Source organism: Pseudomonas sp. DW-iso3, assembly GCF_058725305.1.
The window spans coordinates 989,847-1,007,369 of record NZ_JBZXDZ010000001.1 but is presented as its reverse complement, the minus strand read 5'-3'; the positions used below and the strand labels follow the sequence as shown (position 1 = coordinate 1,007,369).

19 protein-coding genes are annotated in these 17,523 nt (G+C 57.6%); 10 read left to right on the top strand and 9 right to left on the bottom strand.

Features of this window, described 5'->3' with window-relative positions; all coding sequences use genetic code 11:
- Positions 1-82: 82 nt before the first annotated feature.
- On the top strand, positions 83-988 hold the full coding sequence (locus tag AC4PS7_RS04675) for a LysR family transcriptional regulator (protein ID WP_021490962.1): 906 nt from the start codon (positions 83-85) through the stop codon (positions 986-988).
- Here the strand turns inward: AC4PS7_RS04675 and AC4PS7_RS04670 are convergent.
- Positions 985-1,608 (bottom strand): HAD family hydrolase, encoded by a 624-nt coding sequence (locus AC4PS7_RS04670; protein ID WP_198730013.1) that lies wholly within the window; start codon positions 1,606-1,608, stop codon positions 985-987. The genes AC4PS7_RS04675 and AC4PS7_RS04670 overlap by 4 nt on opposite strands.
- 301 nt (positions 1,609-1,909) lie before the next feature.
- Between AC4PS7_RS04670 and AC4PS7_RS04665 the strand changes: the two genes are divergently transcribed.
- Positions 1,910-3,145, top strand: coding sequence for an anthrax toxin-like adenylyl cyclase domain-containing protein (locus AC4PS7_RS04665; protein WP_492179139.1), 1,236 nt, complete (start codon positions 1,910-1,912; stop codon positions 3,143-3,145).
- A 68-nt stretch (positions 3,146-3,213) separates the two neighbouring features.
- Here the strand turns inward: AC4PS7_RS04665 and fabV are convergent, their stop codons facing one another.
- A complete protein-coding gene (fabV, locus tag AC4PS7_RS04660) occupies positions 3,214-4,407 on the bottom strand; it encodes an enoyl-ACP reductase FabV (RefSeq protein WP_492179138.1) in 1,194 nt (397 codons plus the stop codon).
- Positions 4,408-4,716: 309 nt separating this feature from the next.
- Here fabV and AC4PS7_RS04655 point away from each other — a divergent pair, with 309 nt between their 5' ends.
- The gene (locus AC4PS7_RS04655) at positions 4,717-5,541 is read left to right on the top strand and encodes an aspartyl/asparaginyl beta-hydroxylase domain-containing protein (protein ID WP_492179136.1); all 825 of its coding nucleotides are present in this window, start codon (positions 4,717-4,719) and stop codon (positions 5,539-5,541) included.
- Between the two features lie 150 nt (positions 5,542-5,691).
- A complete protein-coding gene (gene ppnN, locus AC4PS7_RS04650; RefSeq protein WP_010212000.1) occupies positions 5,692-7,065 on the top strand; it encodes a nucleotide 5'-monophosphate nucleosidase PpnN in 1,374 nt (457 codons plus the stop codon).
- Between the two features lies 1 nt (position 7,066).
- Here ppnN and AC4PS7_RS04645 read toward each other — a convergent pair whose 3' ends face one another.
- Complete coding sequence (locus AC4PS7_RS04645) at positions 7,067-7,459, bottom strand: RidA family protein (RefSeq protein WP_187517177.1); 393 nt, start codon at positions 7,457-7,459, stop codon at positions 7,067-7,069.
- Between the two features lie 154 nt (positions 7,460-7,613).
- Here AC4PS7_RS04645 and AC4PS7_RS04640 point away from each other — a divergent pair, with 154 nt between their 5' ends.
- The 3 genes from AC4PS7_RS04640 to AC4PS7_RS04630 all read left to right on the top strand — a co-directional run bounded on the left by AC4PS7_RS04640 (position 7,614) and on the right by AC4PS7_RS04630 (position 8,709).
- The gene (locus tag AC4PS7_RS04640) at positions 7,614-7,871 is read left to right on the top strand and encodes an AbrB/MazE/SpoVT family DNA-binding domain-containing protein (protein WP_021490968.1); all 258 of its coding nucleotides are present in this window, start codon (positions 7,614-7,616) and stop codon (positions 7,869-7,871) included.
- The gene (locus tag AC4PS7_RS04635) at positions 7,868-8,263 is read left to right on the top strand and encodes a type II toxin-antitoxin system VapC family toxin (RefSeq protein WP_010212003.1); all 396 of its coding nucleotides are present in this window, start codon (positions 7,868-7,870) and stop codon (positions 8,261-8,263) included. Before AC4PS7_RS04640 ends, AC4PS7_RS04635 begins: the two co-directional genes overlap by 4 nt.
- Before the next feature lie 71 nt (positions 8,264-8,334).
- Positions 8,335-8,709: a hypothetical protein gene (locus AC4PS7_RS04630; RefSeq protein WP_010212004.1), complete on the top strand. Its 375-nt coding sequence runs from the start codon at positions 8,335-8,337 to the stop codon at positions 8,707-8,709.
- Between the two features lie 6 nt (positions 8,710-8,715).
- Here the strand turns inward: AC4PS7_RS04630 and AC4PS7_RS04625 are convergent, their stop codons facing one another.
- Both AC4PS7_RS04625 and AC4PS7_RS04620 read right to left on the bottom strand, forming a co-directional pair.
- Positions 8,716-9,045: a YXWGXW repeat-containing protein gene (locus AC4PS7_RS04625; protein WP_010212005.1), complete on the bottom strand. Its 330-nt coding sequence runs from the start codon at positions 9,043-9,045 to the stop codon at positions 8,716-8,718.
- A gap of 130 nt (positions 9,046-9,175) precedes the next feature.
- Entirely contained in the window at positions 9,176-10,075 is a 900-nt protein-coding gene (locus tag AC4PS7_RS04620; protein WP_010212007.1) for a DMT family transporter, read from the bottom strand.
- Between the two features lie 99 nt (positions 10,076-10,174).
- On the opposite strand from AC4PS7_RS04620, the gene AC4PS7_RS04615 reads away from it, so the two are divergent.
- Complete coding sequence (locus AC4PS7_RS04615; protein ID WP_465822922.1) at positions 10,175-11,011, top strand: LysR substrate-binding domain-containing protein; 837 nt, start codon at positions 10,175-10,177, stop codon at positions 11,009-11,011.
- A 65-nt stretch (positions 11,012-11,076) separates the two neighbouring features.
- Here the strand turns inward: AC4PS7_RS04615 and mqo are convergent, their stop codons facing one another.
- Positions 11,077-12,723, bottom strand: coding sequence for a malate dehydrogenase (quinone) (gene mqo, locus AC4PS7_RS04610; RefSeq protein ID WP_010212011.1), 1,647 nt, complete (start codon positions 12,721-12,723; stop codon positions 11,077-11,079).
- Positions 12,724-13,206: 483 nt separating this feature from the next.
- Here mqo and AC4PS7_RS04605 point away from each other — a divergent pair, with 483 nt between their 5' ends.
- On the top strand, positions 13,207-14,394 hold the full coding sequence (locus AC4PS7_RS04605) for an MFS transporter (protein WP_021490974.1): 1,188 nt from the start codon (positions 13,207-13,209) through the stop codon (positions 14,392-14,394).
- Positions 14,395-14,498: 104 nt separating this feature from the next.
- Here AC4PS7_RS04605 and AC4PS7_RS04600 read toward each other — a convergent pair whose 3' ends face one another.
- On the bottom strand, positions 14,499-14,720 hold the full coding sequence (locus AC4PS7_RS04600) for a hypothetical protein (protein WP_021490975.1): 222 nt from the start codon (positions 14,718-14,720) through the stop codon (positions 14,499-14,501).
- 112 nt (positions 14,721-14,832) lie between these two features.
- On the opposite strand from AC4PS7_RS04600, the gene AC4PS7_RS04595 reads away from it, so the two are divergent.
- Positions 14,833-15,045, top strand: a complete 213-nt coding sequence (locus AC4PS7_RS04595) for a hypothetical protein (RefSeq protein ID WP_021490976.1) — start codon at positions 14,833-14,835, stop codon at positions 15,043-15,045.
- Between the two features lie 564 nt (positions 15,046-15,609).
- On the opposite strand, the gene AC4PS7_RS04590 is transcribed toward AC4PS7_RS04595, so the two are convergent.
- Positions 15,610-15,885 carry a hypothetical protein gene (locus AC4PS7_RS04590; protein WP_010212016.1) on the bottom strand — a complete coding sequence of 92 codons (276 nt, stop codon included), beginning with the start codon at positions 15,883-15,885 and terminating at the stop codon, positions 15,610-15,612.
- A gap of 1 nt (position 15,886) precedes the next feature.
- A complete protein-coding gene (locus AC4PS7_RS04585) occupies positions 15,887-17,431 on the bottom strand; it encodes an S-type pyocin domain-containing protein (protein WP_492179221.1) in 1,545 nt (514 codons plus the stop codon).
- Positions 17,432-17,523 lie beyond the last annotated feature (92 nt).

Below are 17,523 nucleotides of genomic sequence, written 5' to 3'. Positions count from 1 at the left end.
GTAGTGATGGCTGCAGTATCGTTAGCCACCTGAGCTGGATAAACTGCGCATTCCTGCAATGACTTTAAACCAGGGCTTGATAATGGATCTGTTCCAGGCAATGTCGGTGTACGTGAAAGTGGTCGAGACCGGCAGCATGACGGCGGCAGCCCAAGCCTGCGGGATGTCTACCACCATGGTCGGCAACCATCTACGTGCGCTGGAGCAGCGGCTGGGCGTCAGCCTGCTCAAACGCACCACACGCAAACAAAGTCTCACTGAATTTGGTGGCCAGTATTACCAGCGTTGCCTGGAAGTACTGGGGCTGGTAGCCGACTCCGAACAGCTTGCCGAGCAAGCCCACAGTGATGTCCCCAAAGGCACCCTGCGCATCACCGCGCCCCCCGTGTTCGGCACCGAACGCCTTACACCGGCCTTGAGCGAATTTTCCCGACGCTACCCATTGATCAATCTGTACGTGGTACTGAGCAATGAGCGGATGGACTTGGTCGACAGCGGCTTCGACGCGGCGATTCGCCTTGGCGAACTGGAAACATCCAGTCTGATCGCCAGGCCAATGCAGGCCTACACCCTCACCCTCTGCGCATCACCTGATTACCTGGCGCGACGTGGTACACCTCAGACCCCCGATGACCTGCAGCACCACGACTGCCTGGCGTTCGCCTACCCGGCGAGTGACAACTGGCGCGACGCCGACAAACTGTGGCGCATGACCGGCGAGAGCGGCGAGGTGGAGGTTCCAGTATCCGGCTCTTTGACCATCAACAGCTCGCAAGGCCTACGCCAGGCGGCCGTCAACGGCATGGGCATCATCATGCTGGCCGATGCCCTGGTGCAGCCGGATCTGGAGAGCGGCAAGCTGGTGGCCTTGCTCACCGCCTATCGACTCCCCAGCCGCCCCATGCATCTGCTCTACGGCCAGGACCGTTATCGGCTGCCCAAGCTGCGCGCCTTTGTGGATTTCGCCATGGAAAAATGGGCGCGCTAAAAGCCCACACCCCATTCTCGCAATTGAGCGGCAGTGCGCTCGGCGGACACATGATGAATCCCCCGCCAGCCGAGAGCGATGGCTGCTTCGATGTTGCCGGCAACATCATCGATAAACACCACTTCCGCCGCCTGGATATCTGGCAGGTGGGCCCGTACCTGGCTGAGGCTGGCGTCGTAGATCGCTGCGTCAGGCTTGATCAGTTTCAACTCGCCGGACACCACGATATCGCGAAAAAATTGGAGGAAGGGGTAGTTGGCCCGCGCATACGGGAAGGTCTCAGCCGACCAGTTGGTGAGCCCGAACAGCGGCATATCGGCCTGGTGCAGCGCCTCGAGGATCGCCACGCCTTCCGTCAACGGGCCACGCAGCATTTCGTGCCAGCGATCGTAATAGGCTTGGATCAGCCGTTCATGATGCGGGTATTGCTCGATCAGGCTGCGGGTGCCTTCGGCCAGGGAGCGACCGGCATCCTGCTCGGTGTTCCACGCCTGGGTACAGATATTCTCGAGAAACCACTGCCGTTCGCCATCATCGGCAATCAGCTTGCGGTAAAGGTGCTGCGGGCTCCAATCGAACAGGACCCCGCCGAAATCAAAAACCACTGCACGCACGGTCATATGCGCCTCCCAATTAACTAATGTGCTGCGACAGTCTCCTACAGCAATGACACGCGGCGGCAAGCAATCAACTGTAGGCCCCTTCCGATAATGTCATGGAACGCGCACTACCAGCAGCGCTGTAACCCCCGGCATTCGAGACTTGCACCGTCTTTCGTCGATTCGGCGCCGTACAGCCAGACATACTTTTTTCGCCCCGCCCCTAAAAAATGGCTCTAGTGTCGGCCCTGCAATCGAGGGAATGCTCTGGTCTGGAAGGGATCATCCAACATGCCGATGAAACATGACTTGGAGACATTCAATGAGAGACATCATCTCCCCTGCTATTTCACCTTCCGCACTCAGCCTGCACGTAGTACTGAGCGCTCAAGCCAGTCGGTCGACTGGCATCGCCCAAGAGACGAACAACGCGGTAAATCTCGCACTTGAACGCGTCAGGGGGCAGACCGGAATAGTGCCGAGCCATCTTGCGCCCTTGCAAAATATCGCGGTGGATACCAACTCCATCATCGGTGTACGTCCCGTAGAAACTGTGGCTACCGGGTTGATAGAGGCCGGTCACCCCACCAAGGATTTTCACATCAAGGGAAAAAGTGCCAACTGGGGACCGCAGGCTGGCCTGATCTGTACGAACCAAGCGTTCAGCAAGCTTGAAAAACTCAAGGAGGACGCGCCCGCAAAAGTGACCCGCGCCAACGAACAAATCCAGGAATGCATCCGCGATGGACATGCCGTCGCAGTGCCTCTGAATATTTCGAGCCACCGCCTCGGCGAACTGATGAAACTCGGCCAGATCACCGACCTGACAACAAAAACACACAGCGACACGCTGCGTTTCAGTGCTCAAGGCCCCAGCCAGCAGATGTATGCATTCGAAGGCAAACGCACATCGCCCTCAGAAGATAGCTATCTGATCTTCCACGAAGGCAAACCCATTGAAGTGCTGGCAAAACGCGAAGGAGGCAAGGCATTGACGGCCGATTATGACCTGCACATGGTCGCGCCCCACCTCAGCGATTTTGGCCCACAGGACAAAATCCCGGTGCCCGACATAGCGCACAGTGTTTTCACTCACCGAATCGATCGCTACAGGCAGCAACGACCTGACCCCAGCACCTTTCAAGTGCCGCAAGCGTTACGCGCAGACTATGAAAGCGCCGCACACTTCTATCAAAAGGAAGACCCCGATCTGGGCAATGCCACGCCACGGATAAAGCAAATGATTGAGCTGATCAATCACCGTTTGGTCGGCAATGGAGAGCGGGTGGTACACCACAATGCGGACTCCGGTAGCCCCGCGACGGAAGTCGCCGCCAACTACCCGGCAACCTTCTTTCTACCCACAAAGCTTGGGCGCTTTGACGAGGTCAGCATCATCAACAACAGCAAGGAAATGGCGGAACTGATAACAACAGCCAAAGACAGCGGCTATCACGTTGCTGTTAATCCGCTTTGGGAGAAAGAAGTAACTGGCATCAAACGCTCTGGTTTCACCCATGCGCAGGAGCGGCTGGCGTCGACCTTTCGCCAAGATTGAGCACCTTGGGCGCAAACCAGACAGCAGCCTGATAACAGGCTTATCGAGGCTGCTGTCGACCCCAGCAATTATGCCGAGATGAGACCGTTGATCTTCACGGTCGGGTTCACGTCAGCATCGTAGTCCACGCCATCGATTTCAAAACCGAACAAGCGCAGGAATTCAGCCTTGTAGCCGGCAAAATCGCTGATCTCGTTGACGTTGTCGTCGGTGACCTGGTTCCACAGGGCTGCCACGGCGTCCTGGACCTTCGGTTCCAGCTCGGCCAGGTCGGCACGCAGGCGGCCGTCGGCGTCGAGTTTCGGCTGGCTGCCGTACAGGCTGTCCTTGAACAGGCCGTAGACCTGCTCGATGCAACCTTCGTGGGTGCCCTGCTCTTTCATCACTTTGAACAGCAGAGACAGGTACAGCGGCATGATCGGGATGGCCGAGCTGGCCTGGGTGACCACGGCCTTGAGCACCGATACACGGGCATCGCCCTTGAGTGCAGCGAGGTTGTCGCGCAGGGTCAGGACTTTCTTGTCGAGGTCTTTCTTGGCTTCGCCGATGGAGCCGTTCCAGTAGATGTCCTGGGTCAGCTTCTCGCCCAGGTAGGTGAACGCGGTGGTCTTGGCGCATTCGGCCAGCACGTCGGCGTCACGCAGGGCGTCGATCCACAGCTGCCAATCTTCGCCGCCCATCACTTTGACGGTGCCGTCGATTTCTTCCTGGGTTGCAGGCTCCAGGGTGGTGTCGACCACAACGCCCTTGTCGGTGTTGATACCGCGCAGGGTCACAGCCTTGCCGATCGGCTTAAGGGTGGAATTGTGCACCACGCCTTGCGGGTCGGTACGGCGTGGCGCGGCCAGGCTGTAGACGACCAGGTCGATCTTGCCCAGGTCTTTCTTGATGGTTTCGATGGTCAGGCGCTTGATCTCGTCAGAGAACGCGTCGCCGTTGATGCTCTTGGCGTAAAGGCCTTTCTCGACTGCAAATTTCTCGAATGCGGCGCTGTTGTACCAGCCGGCGGAACTCAGCTTGCCTTCTTCGCCTTCTTTCTCAAAAAACACGCCCAGGGTATCGGCGCCGCAGCCAAACGCAGCGCTGATGCGCGCGGCCAGGCCGTAACCGGTGGATGCACCGAGGACCAGGACCTTTTTCGGGCCGCCTTCGATGACGCCGTGCTGAGTGACGTAGTCGATCTGCTCTTTGACGTTCGCTTCACAGCCAACAGGATGAGCGGTCACACAGATGAAGCCACGAACCCGCGGTTTGATGATCATAAAATTTCTGCCTCTTCCAAGGTGCCGAAGGCCAGTGGTGGCCATTCAACTTCAATCGTACCGGTCTATGACGTCCAAAAAACCGAAGCGTCACGATAGTCGCAAATCTTCTGTTTACAAAATCCAATCCGCTCAACGCAGCCAGCGTTAAAAACTGTGTAGAGCCTTCACAATTTTGCAATATTTAAAACGCCTCTCCAGCGCCGAACGCCTTATCATGACGCAGTTGTTTCAATATATTTCAAAACCCCACCACTCGCGGCCACGGATCCGGACCTGTCGAATGGCGTCCTGCTGGAGCTGAGTGTCATGAACAAGCCTGCTTTGCGTAAAAAAGCGGCATCGGTCGCCTGGGTACTCGGCGTCCTGCTGATTATTGATATGTTCCCAGAAACCACATTGGTATTTCTCGGGCTGGTGGTGATCTGCGGTATTTACGACTTCCTGCGCAATGGCCTGTACGACGCGCCCACCATCAAGAAATATTTTATCGGCAGCGGCCGCAACACCTGGCTGCTGGCGCCGTTCAATACCCTGTTCGACCTGTTGAGCTCGCGTAACCGACACGTTTACACCATGGCCGACCTACCGCCAGCCTGGCGTGAAGAGCTGCAACAGGTGATCGAAGACGCCATGGCCCACAAGGACGAAATCATCGGTTACCTGGACGAACGCATGGCCGAGAAGAAGCGCGGCATGTTGTTTTTCCAGTGGTATGGCCAACCCATCGAGACCACCCTCGACATTCCGAGACTGCGCAGAAAACTACCGTTCGTGAAAACCATTGGCGTGTCGGTATTCAATGAAAACCGCTCCACCTCATTTCATTTCGGCCCCCTGCGCATGATGTTCCGCGTGCTCTACAACATGGCACCGGCGCCCCATCACGAGGGCGTCTACATCCAGGTGGGCAGGCACAAGCATTACTGGCACGACGACCCGCTGTTTATTTTCGATGACACCCTGATGCACGCCTCTTTCAACAAAAATGATGCCAAGCGTTACTGCCTGTTTATCGATATCTTGCGACCGACACCGGTGCCCCAGGTTCTCAACGCCGTGATCGCGGGGTTTGCCGGCATGGCCTTTACCCTGCGTCGGGTTTTCTACAAAAACTGGAAGCTGATTCAGTAAGTTCTGCGGCATGATGGTGTTGGACGGTGTTTGCGCTCTGCCTTGCGCCTGAGGTAAATATCCGTCTCGAGCGACCGAATTCGGCGCCCATCATTCTCAAGCCATCGCGGCCCCTCGTGGGTGCGGTGGCTGCGCTTTCAAGGAATCAGAATGCCCCAACGTCAAGTCATCAATGCGTCCGTCAGCCCCAAAGGCAGCCTCGAAACCCTGTCCCAACGTGAAGTCCAGCAACTGAGCGAAGCCGGTACCGGCAGCATCTACACCCTATTCCGCCAGTGCGCCCTGGCGATCCTCAACACCGGCGCGCACATCGACAACGCCAAGACCATTCTCGACGCCTACAAAGACTTCGAAGTGCGCATTCATCAACAGGACCGTGGCGTGCGCCTGGAATTGCTGAACGCCCCCGCCGATGCCTTCGTCGATGGCGAAATGATCGCCAGCACCCGCGAAATGCTGTTCAGCGCCCTGCGTGACATCGTCTACACCGAAAACGAGTTGGACAGCCAGCGCATCGACCTGAGCAACTCCCAGGGCATCACAGACTATGTGTTCCACCTGCTGCGCAACGCCCGTACGCTACGCCCCGGTGTCGAGCCGAAAATCGTGGTGTGCTGGGGCGGGCACTCGATCAATACCGAAGAATACAAATACACCAAGAAAGTCGGCCACGAACTGGGCCTGCGCAGCCTCGACGTGTGCACGGGCTGCGGCCCCGGCGTGATGAAAGGTCCTATGAAAGGCGCGACCATTTCCCACGCCAAGCAACGCATTACCGGCGGGCGCTACCTTGGCCTGACCGAGCCGGGCATCATCGCCGCCGAAGCGCCGAACCCGATCGTCAATGAGCTGGTGATCCTGCCGGACATCGAAAAACGCCTGGAAGCCTTCGTTCGCGTCGGCCACGGCATCATCATCTTCCCGGGCGGTGCGGGCACGGCCGAAGAGTTCCTGTACCTGCTGGGTATCCTGATGCACCCGGACAACCGCGACCTGCCCTTCCCGGTCATCCTCACCGGGCCGAAACATGCCGCGCCGTACCTGCAACAGTTGCACGCATTCGTCGGTGCCACCCTGGGCGAAGCGGCGCAAGCGCACTACCAGATCATCATCGATGACCCGGCCGAAGTGGCGCGCCAGATGACCGTCGGCCTCAAGGCCGTGAAGCAGTTCCGCCGCGAGCGCAACGACGCGTTCCACTTCAACTGGCTACTGAAGATCGACGAAGGCTTCCAGCGCCCGTTCGACCCGACCCACGAGAACATGGCGAGCCTGCAACTGAGCCACGCATTGCCGCCCCACGAACTCGCCGCCAACTTGCGCCGTGCGTTCTCCGGGATCGTGGCCGGTAACGTAAAGGACAAAGGCATCCGCCTGATCGAGCAGAACGGTCCTTACGAAATCCACGGTGACCCGGCCATCATGAAACCGCTGGACGAGCTGCTACAGGCGTTTGTCGCACAGCACCGCATGAAGCTGCCAGGCGGCGCGGCGTATGTGCCGTGTTATCGAGTGGTTCAATAAGCTAGCGCTGCACCGCCACGCATTTGATTTCCACCAGCAGACCGGGGTGTGCCAGTTCGGACACCCCGATGGTGGTCCAGGCGCAATGCCCGCGTGGGAACAGGCGGTTTTTCACGTCACGGAAAACTGCCATGTGCTGGCTCATATTGACGTGGTAGGTCGTCATGTCCACCACGTCTTCGAAGCGGCAACCACCCTCCTCCAATACTTCCCGCAGGTTTCCCCAGGCGACGATGAATTGCGCCTCGGGATCTTCGATCACGGCCAGTTGCGGAGTGCGGCCGACCTGGCCCGCGCAGTAAAGAGTGTTGCCAACCTTTACCGCTAGCACGTAACCGGCGCGCTCCACAATGGGTTGCATGGTGGCAGGAATGATCAGATGGCGGGCGGTCATAGCTTGTATCTCTTTGGGCCTGAGGCGGGCGTGTGAGCGTGCAACGTTCGAGCTAGGGTTTTACCTGTTCCCACCTACTCACACCAGCGAGCGACCTATGGACCAACGGATCTTGCCCTTCATAAATCCTTACCTTAGGGTAAGGAATATCACGATGGAGATCTTCACGATGTCGACTGCCACACTGACCTCAAAAGGGCAAATCACCATCCCTGTAAAAGTGCGCACCGCACTTGGCCTGGAAACGGGCGACCGGGTTGAATTTGTCGAAACGGAAGACGGCACGTTTTCCATTATTGCCGCGAGCAGAACCGTCCAGGATCTCAAGGGGCTTATCCGCAAGCCCGCACAGGCCGTATCGATCGCAGACATGAACCGCGCCATCGCCGCGCAGGGAGCCAAGGCCGGATGATTGGGCTCGATACCAATGTGCTGGTGCGTTACGTCACCCAGGATGACCCCGTGCAATCACCCAAGGCCTCTGCCTTGATCGAATCGCTGACCACCGTTTCACCGGGCTTCGTCAGTCTGGTGTCCGTGGTGGAGTTGGTCTGGGTGCTGCAAAGCTGCTATCAATCGACCAAAAGCGACGTGGTGACGGTGCTGGAAACGCTGCTGCGTACCCGTGAGCTGACCGTTGAGCATGCCGAAATCATCTGGCAGGCACTGCGCCGATTCACGGCCGGTAAAGCCGATTTCGCCGACTACCTGATCGAACGCTGCGCCCATGCGGCAGGCTGTGAGTACACCGCCACCTTTGACCTCGACGCGGCCAAGGGAACGGGCATGAAACGCCTCGCCTGAAGCCTCCGCGTTGCGGGGAGTTCCGGGCTTTGGTAAAAAACGCCTCTACTCCGATCAAGAGAACGACCAACGTGCGCACGCTGCTTCTCGCCGCCATGGCCCTGGCGCCAACCCTCGCCCTGGCCGACACCATCGCCTGGCCCGACTTGCCCAAAACCTGCTTCGTCAGCGGGCGCGCCGCCACAAGTGCAGATATCGACAGCGGCTGCGCGGCGTTCCTGATCAATGTGCAAGGCAAACCGGCGGGAACACCGATCAACGTGGATGTCCCGCAGTACGCCCTGCACGTAGACGAGGCCACCGGCAAGGAAACGCCGGTGATCATCATCCAGGCTGAAGAGAACGGCGCGACCAGGATAGTGGGCTACCAGGAACTGGGCAGCGATCAACTCGGTGCTGCACTGCTGCGGGAGGTTCGGCTCCTGGGCACCCAAAAGCCGATTTAGCCTGACTCAGCGAACCCAGCCACCACCCTGCCAGTGATACCCATCATTACGCTGCACCCAATGCGGATGCACGTAGCGGTACCCCTCGCGCACCGGCTCCCAGTGGCCATGCACCGCGACATAGCGTCCGCCTTCCCAACGCCAGTAACCGCGCGACCATATATAGCCGTAGCGCACCGGCGGCTCGACTTCGATCACTTGCACTGGCGGCGGTTGCGGCGCGACGACTTCGACATACTCACGTTGCACCGGCCTGCGCTCGTGCACGACGCGCTCTTGCACACACCCGGATGCCGCGACGACCATGGCTACCAATGCTGCATAACGTAGCAACATAAAAAACCCTCGGGCGTTGACGCCCACTACCTGCACCGTTAAAAAATGCCCCCTTGTTTCAACCTCGCTCCTGCTCGGCCCTGAGTATTTTTAACAGGTGATGTCTGTCAGCTTGCTGAACCCGCAGTCCTCAAGAGGCGCAGGCGACGGTCGGTCGCTTGCGGCGTATCAACAACAGCCCGCCGACGACCACGGCAATGCCGGCGTAGGTCGAGACCTGGATCACGTCGCCAAACATCAGCGCCGCCCATACCAGGGTGACCGGCGGTTCCAGGTAGACCAGCGCCGCCACCTGGGTCGCGGTCATCACGCGCAGCAGCATCCACAGGCTCAAATAGGCGACGAAGGTGGAGAACAGGGTGAGCCAGACAATTGAGATCAACACGTCAGGGTCGTGGGGAATACTTAGCGTATCGGTGTAGAGCACGGCGCCGGTAAAACCGATCAAGGTCAGCAACGACTGGATGAACAGCGGCAGCACCAAGCCTGCGTCCTGGCGTTGAACGGTGCGGCGCTCATACAGGGTAGCCAGCGTCAGCCCCAACGCGGCGGCCAGGGGCAACAGGTACATGACCAGGCCGACGCCCTCCCCACCACCGCCGTACTGCCCAGCGATCACGATGGATACGCCTACGAAGCTGATCATCAGCCCCGTCCACTGCCAGCCGCCACTGCGTTCAGCCGCGCTGCCACTCGACAGCGCCGCCGTCATTAACGGTTGCGTCGCCGCGATGATTGCAGCGATGCCGGGAGACAAACCATTCTGGATCGCGACGTAGAGGCAACTCAGGTACAGGAACTGCGAGAGAAATCCGATGACGGCGTAATGGCGAACCTGCACCCAAGAAACCTTCAGTAACCTGACGTTCAATAACAGCCCCAGGCACAGCGAGACCAGCAGGAAGCGCCAGAACAGCAGATTGAAGGCACCGCCGCCTTGCGTACCCAGTTTGGCGCCGATATAGCCAGAGCTCCATGAAAGTACAAATGCCACCTGCAACAACAGCCGCTTTAAGGTTGGTCGCGTCATGAAGCCTGCCCGTCAGTCCAAGTTGACTGAAAGGCTAAGGGCAGCACATGCTTCTGTATATTTGAATAAGCTGCACTATCAATTCGCAATAGTGGAATCATGGCCAAACAACTGAATATCGACCTGTTGCGCACGTTCCATGCCGTGGCGCGCTTTGGGCGGTTCAACGAAGCAGCCGAGCATGTGCACCGCAGTGCCTCCACCGTGACGACACAGATACAAAAGTTGGAGGATCAGGTCGGCCAACGCCTGTTCAGCCGTAGCAATCAAGGCGTTGAGCTGACCCTGTACGGCAGGAAACTGCTGGTCGAAACCATCGAGTTCCTCAAGAGTCATGACCGCCTGCTGATCTCGCTGATGCCACAGCGCATGCAGGGAAAAATTCGCTTGGGCATTCCCGACACCTACGCACCGGCGTTTATGCAGGATTTGCTGCCGCAGTTGATCGCCGACAACCCGTTGCTGGAGCTGGAAGTCGAAGCGCGTACCAGCGGTGAACTGTTGAATTTGTTTATGGCCAACCAGCTCGACCTAGCTATCACCGTCAGTGCCCAACCACTGGCACAGGGCGAGCGCCTGGGGCCGGTTCAGCCGCTGTGGGTGGCGGCCGAGCATTTCAGTTATCCGCCGAACGCGGCGCTGCCGATCACCGTGCCTGTCGTCGGCTGCCCGTATCGTGCGGCGGCCTTGCAGGCGTTGAAAGACCATGGGATTTTCCACCGTGTGCTGCTGGAAAGCCCCAACTCATCAGCGGTCGAAGCCTGCGTGCGCAGTGGCGTGGCGGTGGGCCTGATGGAAGAAAGCCGTATGGGCGAAGGGCTGATGCACATGACAGAGCTGCCGCCTCTGCCGGCGCAGCATCTGTACCTGCTGTGCGATACCGGTAATGCGCTGGCGTTGCACTTGCACGAGCAAGTCAGGCATTTCAAGGTCTGAACGGCACGCCTAAAAAAGCCCGCTGACCGTTACCGGTCAGCGGGCTTTTTAACATCAGGCTTGGCTTACAGCGCCAGGTCAGACGCCGGCTTGCTCGGCTCAGCCGCAGGCTTGGCAGCCTCGGTGGCCTTTGGTGCAGCCACTTGCGGAATCACAGGCGGTGTAGGCAGTTGCAGGATCTCGGCGGTGTAGGCCCATTCCTTGGCGACCGCTTCAGGGCTGTCGTTCAGCTTGGTGCCGTAGCTCGGTACGATCTGGTGCAGCTTGGTCTGCCACTCAGGGGTCGCCACCTTGTCCTTGAACACTTTCTGCAGCACGGTCAGCATGATCGGAGCCGCGGTGGACGCGCCTGGCGATGCGCCCAACAGGCCGGCAATGGTGTTGTCGGCGGAGCTGACGACTTCGGTGCCGAGTTTCAGCACGCCGCCCTGCTCTTCGTCACGCTTGATGATCTGCACGCGCTGACCGGCTTGCCACAGGCGCCAGTCGGATTGCTTGGCGTTCGGGAAGTACTCTTGCAGCGCCTTGAAGCGGTCGTCGTCCGACAGCATCAGTTGGCCGGCGAGGTACTCGACCAGTGGGTATTCGCGAATACCGACTTTGGTCATTGGCCAGATGTTGTGGGTGGTGGTGCTGGTCAGCAGGTCCAGGTACGAGCCTTCTTTCAAGAACTTGGTCGAGAAGGTGGCGAATGGGCCAAACAGGATCACGCGCTTGCCATCCAGGACACGGGTGTCCAGGTGCGGAACCGACATCGGCGGTGCGCCAACCGAAGCTTTACCGTAGGCCTTGGCCAGGTGTTGCTCGGCCACGGTTGGGTTATCGGTCACCAGGAACGAGCCGCCTACCGGGAAGCCAGCGTATTCCTTGGCTTCAGGAATGCCCGACTTTTGCAGCAAGTGCAGTGCACCGCCGCCCGCGCCGATGAACACAAACTTGGCGTCGGTCTCGGTCTTGGTGCCATCTTTCAGGTTTTTGTAGCTCACACGCCACGAACCGTCGGCGTTCTTGGTGATGTCCTGCACTTCGCTCGACAGTTTCAGGTCGAACTTAGGGGTGGTTTGCAGGTGAGCGACGAACTGGCGGGTGATCTCGCCGAAGTTCATGTCGGTACCCAGCGGGCTCCAGGTGGCCGCGATTTTCTGGTTCGGGTCACGCCCTTCCATCATCAGCGGAACCCACTTGGCGATCTGCGCCGGGTCTTCGGAGTACTGCATGCCGGCGAACAGCGGGCTGGCTTTCAGGGCTTCGTAGCGTTTTTTCAGGAACTTGATGTTGTCATCGCCCCACACAAAACTCATGTGCGGTGTGGTGTTGATGAACGAACGCGGGTCCTTCAGCACGCCCTGACGGACCTGCCAGGCCCAGAACTGACGGGAGATCTGGAACGCTTCGTTGATCTCGACCGCTTTCGGGATCTCAACGTTGCCGTTCTTGTCTTCAGGGGTGTAGTTCAGCTCAGCCAGGGCCGAGTGACCGGTACCGGCGTTGTTCCAGCCGTTGGAGCTTTCTTCGGCGACGCCGTCGAGGCGCTCGACCATTTCCATCGACCAACCCGGCTCCAGCTCATTGAGCCATACACCCAGGGTCGCACTCATAATGCCGCCGCCGATCAGCAGCACATCGACTTTCTTTGCCTCTTCCGCGTGAACGGAGCTGATCCCCAGCGACAAAGCCAGCCCCAGCAGGGCAGTGTTTACTTTTTTAAACATCAGTAGCACCTATGATAAAACGCCATCCGCCCTACCGCCCCTGATCATGGGCAACCCTCTATCACGCTGCGCCAGGCAACGCACCGCGGGGTTTGCACATTCACGAGAGAGCCGCAGGGTGGGCACACAAGGCCGACGTATCGACCTCACTGTTTATGTCCCTTCTGCGCTGACTTCTTATCATTATTGGCTTCAGCTACCTGGGCGAGAGCCAATCGCTGGGACGTATACGGATGTACGTACCAGAGAAAGACTAGACCAAGACGGCGCGCAGAATATCACGGCAAAAGGCCGTTATGCGCTGTTTGGCCAATTGACAGCTCTAAATCGCGGGTTTTAACCCGTCGATGTCAAGCGTGCCAGGCGCGACCTGAGGTCACAGGCCCGGAACTCTCACGCAAAAGGCTGTTCTAGACACCTTTGCCGCTGCTTGCGTAGCATCGGCGGCTCTCCTTCGTGCAATCCATCCCAATAGAGTTACCCATGACTATCCAGCAAACACCCGGGCACGTGCTGCCCGCGCGCAGCGCCGCCAAAATGGAAGCGGCCATGGCCGTGGGCGCCTTCGCGATCGGTACTGGCGAATTTGCCATCATGGGGTTGATGCCCGACATCGCCCAAAACCTGGGTTTGAGCGAACCCCAGGTCGGCCACGCCATCAGCGCCTACGCCCTGGGCGTCATGGTTGGTGCCCCGCTGCTAGCGATCCTCGGCGCCAAGCTGCTGCGTAAACACATGCTGCTGTTGCTGATGGGCCTGTACGCCCTCGGCAACCTGGCCACTGCGTTCACCCCGACCTTCGGTTCGCTGGTGGCCTTTCGCTTCATCAGCGGCCTGCCCCACGGCGCCTACTTCGGCATCGCTGCCGTCGTCGCGTCCAGCATGGTACCCAACGACAAACGCGCCGGCGCCGTGGCCCGCGTAATGATGGGCTTGACCCTGGCCATGCTGCTCGGCAACCCCATCGCCACCTTCCTTGGCCAGCACCTTGGCTGGCGCTCGGCATTTGCGCTGGTCAGCGTGATTGCCCTGTGCACCATCGCGCTCGTCTGGCAGTACGTGCCCCATCGCCACGACGAACAACGCAGCGACCCGCGCAAGGAGATGCGCGCTTTCACCAAGCCTCAAGTGTGGATGGCCTTGTCGATTGGTGCGATTGGGTTTGCCGGGATGTTCTGCGTGTTCAGCTACCTGGCGCCGACGATGCTGGAAGTGACCAAAGTGTCGCCGCAGTGGATTCCCTTCGGCCTGGCGGCGTTTGGCGTGGGCGGCATCATCGGCAACATTGCCGGTGGCAAACTGTTCGATCGCATGCAGTTCCGTGCAGTGGGCTTGATCCTGGTGTGGTCGATGGCCGTGCTGCTGTTCTTCCCCTTCGCGGCATCGTCGCTGTGGGGCGTGCTGCTGAGCATGGGTCTGGTCGGCACCATGGTGGCCCTGGCCGCACCGCTGCAAATCCGCCTGATGGATATTGCCCACGAAGCCCCGAGCCTGGCGGCAGCGTCCAACCACGCGGCGTTCAACCTGGCGAACGCGCTGGGGCCATGGTTCGGCGGCATGGCGATTACGGCCGGATACGGCTGGACCAGCACCGGCTACATCGGCGCCGCGACAGCGCTGGTTGGCCTGGGCATCTACCTGATAGCCCGTCGCATGAAAGGCGGGCAGTGACACTTCCCAGACCACCACAGCCCTAATGTGGGCACTCTGATGTGGAAGCGGGCTTGCCCGCGATAGCGGTGGGCCAGTCAATAAATAATGACTGCCCGCCCCCATCAATCATCATGCAACAACCCCGCCCCATACTCCCCATAACTACTCCCCAGCCCGCTGCCGCCAAAATTCATCTTGGCGGCCTTGCTGGGGCTGCGGTCCCCAAACGCCTGGCATCCGCCTGAAAAGCACGGATCGCTGTTCAAGCCTGATGAGCCCGACGAACAAGCGGCTAACAGCAACGTGCCAGCAATCATCGCGACTTTGACGAAGTTGGAGATCATATCTTCAGTTCCCTGTGGACGGGAGGCGCGGAGGTCCTCTCTTAAGCAGGAGCGTAGTCCTCAACGGCGCAGGGAATTATGAAACTTTGCAGGGGGACAGCGTGGGTTCAGGTTGCCGCCTTGGGGTCTTGCCGACCTGGTCAAAACCAACGGCCAGACTCTGAGTGACCTGGCGATGGAGGTTCTGCACGACGACATCGAGCACGAAAAAACGCCGACAGCTCAGATCGAGTTGGCAGTGAAAGAAGCCGAGCTAGGCAAATTCGCCACCGATGACCATATGGCAACTAGGCGCGTTCAGAGCTGGCGTCGGCATGCGAGTTGAGTGGCTTGAAAGCGCACTCAAGCATCTGGAAGACGAAGCAAACTATATCGGACTCGAAAATCCACAGGCGGCTACCGTTCCCGTTCGAAGTGTTGAATGCGCGAAACAGTGCTCTCGGACAGCCAAGATGCATCCCTGATAAACTGCGCGATATTCGCCTCGTTGACTCAGACCCCAAATGCCCCTACAAACCGCCACTCTCTCCCGCCGTTTCTCCGTAGCTCCCATGATGGATTTGAACTGCTAATTCTACAGACATTGTAATACGTGCCCTGTAGCGCACGATAAAAACCCCGTACCACTTTCGTACCACTCCCCTCCTGAAATAGCGCTCGCCTGGCCGACAAAACCACATCCGTAAGGCACGGTGCTTATCGCCAATGCCTGTCGCTCCAATCCCAACCTCCCCTTCAAACGTCAACATCTGACGCTGTGTGGGTATCCATGACCCATTTGGGTATACCTAAAAAGCACAAGCATCAAGAGTATCCAGAATACGGAGAGGAATAACTTTTCAAAATCCAAGCAAAAAAAACCCAGCTTGAGCTGGGTTTTTTTGCAGACCTAAATATCACTCAACGTATACTTATTCTCAATCATGAATGCTGGCGCACTCCAGTTTGGACCTTTTCTTATTCCTCCATCAACATGTTCAACCACCCCTTCGAGCTCCATATTTTCAATAAGCTTCAAAAGCTCCAAGTTATTTGAAATATTGGCCCACCCATTCCTGCTGTAGAGTCGATCCAGCATTGGATACGAAATTGGTTTGTTTCTTACAATAAAAAGAACTACATCCCTTGGTGCTTCAGCGACTACCACGTCATTAATGTTACTCATTTTACTCTCCATATACTTGTTTAATTTCTGCAGCAATGGCTTCAGGCGTATAGAATAAATCGTCAGCATCCCTCAGCTTATAGTCTTCTAAGGTTGCAGCATGAGCATTATTCCAAACATTTCCTTCTACCCCATCAGCTACCCCGAGCGCCCTGTAACGTTCTAACTCTCGAATTTCATGGGTGTAAAATCGTTTATCAACATCCGTAACAGGGATCTGACCACTTAGTATCTTTTCTAGCCGTTCAATCATAATCTTATTAGCATCAGAAGGTACGAATCGTGACGTATGCAATTTAACCAGATCAATACCTTCCTGAGTCACCGTTGCCGTTGCCCAATCAAGATCTTGGATTGGACCTCCGGCTTTATCAGGATTGTACATCCGTCCGCTGTGTACACCTTTAGTGGTAGCACCGTCGTACGGACTATTAAATACCGCATAAATCGGTGGCAAACCCGAATCTGCGGGGTACACGTAGATACCATCTCGGATGGACAACTGCTTGGCAATCGGAAACGGCTCAGCTTTGACCTCAATTGGCGTCAGCGTGATGCCGGTGTATACCGGATTTTCCACTGGTTGCGCTGGGGTCGCTGTTGAACTATCACCTGGTGCCGCAATTGGAAATGTCAGGGTGATCGGCGGTGTATCGGTTGTAGTAAACGTATAGGCGTTGGCCACAGGATCAAGCACCAATGCCCTTACCGGAACAGTTGGGGCTAGTCCACCAGTGACCTGGGTGGCCACTACCGAATACTTCGATTGATCACCATAAAGCCGATATAGCACATCAACCGTCCCACCAGCCGCCGCTACCTCGAGAAGATTATCAGGCAGGCTAGGCGCCAGTTCCTTAGCGGGCAGATCCAGCATTGTCGCGGGCAGCTCCCCGTTGCCAAGGGACTCTGAATACGTCAAAGCTCCAATACCGACTGCCGTGGCCGCACTCACAACTGTACTCAGCGCTACCTTAGCCGCTTGAATCGCCGCCTCCAACGTAACGCCTGAACCTGCCGTGACGGCAATAGAGCCTGCAGCCGTACTCAGTTGCATAGCACCGGCTGCGGGAAGCCTGAACGTGTGAGCTGCTTTAAGTGCTGCGGCTTCAGCAGCTACCCTAGCAGCCTCAGCTGCTGCCGCCTCATCGGCAAAACGTTTGGCCTCAGCGTCTGCACGTGCTTGGTTAGCCTGTGCTTGAAGATTCTGCTTCAGGACATTTAAATAATCGATCTCCCGATTGATATATTTTGCAGCATACGCAGCCTCAAGTGAGGTGTACCATTCTTTATAATTTTTATCTGGAGGGTAGTTTGTCTTGCTCCCGCTGATTGCATCTTTAATAAATTGCATAGTCGGGAAACGAAAGAAATCTCCATAGTAGTACTTATCAGCAATCGCTTTTTGAGCAGCAGCAGCCTGTGATTTTTGAGTGATTAGCGTATCTACCGAACGAATATGCTGTTCGATTTTCTCGACTTCGCCCGCGGGACCGCCGTCATTTTGTTCTATTGCAGTAATGCTTTTTGCAATAGATTCGGGCATCAACTGAAGATTCGTTGCAAAGCTCGCCTCTTGATCCTTAACATTTTGGGAAATAATGGGGGGGTATGTGCTAAGTATATAAGTACGCGTTG

Coding starts and splice junctions, on each gene's coding strand:
- AC4PS7_RS04590 (WP_010212016.1), bottom strand. CDS start 15,885: ATGAGTAACATTAATGACGTGGTAGTCGCTGAAGCACCAAGGGATGTA.
- fabV (WP_492179138.1), bottom strand. CDS start 4,407: ATGATCATCAAACCGCGGGTTCGTGGCTTCATCTGTGTGACCGCTCAT.
- AC4PS7_RS04665 (WP_492179139.1), top strand. CDS start 1,910: ATGAGAGACATCATCTCCCCTGCTATTTCACCTTCCGCACTCAGCCTG.
- ppnN (WP_010212000.1), top strand. CDS start 5,692: ATGCCCCAACGTCAAGTCATCAATGCGTCCGTCAGCCCCAAAGGCAGC.
- AC4PS7_RS04605 (WP_021490974.1), top strand. CDS start 13,207: ATGACTATCCAGCAAACACCCGGGCACGTGCTGCCCGCGCGCAGCGCC.
- AC4PS7_RS04585 (WP_492179221.1), bottom strand. CDS start 17,431: ATGCCCGAATCTATTGCAAAAAGCATTACTGCAATAGAACAAAATGAC.
- AC4PS7_RS04670 (WP_198730013.1), bottom strand. CDS start 1,608: ATGACCGTGCGTGCAGTGGTTTTTGATTTCGGCGGGGTCCTGTTCGAT.
- AC4PS7_RS04655 (WP_492179136.1), top strand. CDS start 4,717: ATGAACAAGCCTGCTTTGCGTAAAAAAGCGGCATCGGTCGCCTGGGTA.
- AC4PS7_RS04645 (WP_187517177.1), bottom strand. CDS start 7,459: ATGACCGCCCGCCATCTGATCATTCCTGCCACCATGCAACCCATTGTG.
- mqo (WP_010212011.1), bottom strand. CDS start 12,723: ATGTTTAAAAAAGTAAACACTGCCCTGCTGGGGCTGGCTTTGTCGCTG.
- AC4PS7_RS04615 (WP_465822922.1), top strand. CDS start 10,175: ATGGCCAAACAACTGAATATCGACCTGTTGCGCACGTTCCATGCCGTG.
- AC4PS7_RS04635 (WP_010212003.1), top strand. CDS start 7,868: ATGATTGGGCTCGATACCAATGTGCTGGTGCGTTACGTCACCCAGGAT.
- AC4PS7_RS04620 (WP_010212007.1), bottom strand. CDS start 10,075: ATGACGCGACCAACCTTAAAGCGGCTGTTGTTGCAGGTGGCATTTGTA.
- AC4PS7_RS04640 (WP_021490968.1), top strand. CDS start 7,614: ATGGAGATCTTCACGATGTCGACTGCCACACTGACCTCAAAAGGGCAA.
- AC4PS7_RS04600 (WP_021490975.1), bottom strand. CDS start 14,720: ATGATCTCCAACTTCGTCAAAGTCGCGATGATTGCTGGCACGTTGCTG.
- AC4PS7_RS04625 (WP_010212005.1), bottom strand. CDS start 9,045: ATGTTGCTACGTTATGCAGCATTGGTAGCCATGGTCGTCGCGGCATCC.
- AC4PS7_RS04675 (WP_021490962.1), top strand. CDS start 83: ATGGATCTGTTCCAGGCAATGTCGGTGTACGTGAAAGTGGTCGAGACC.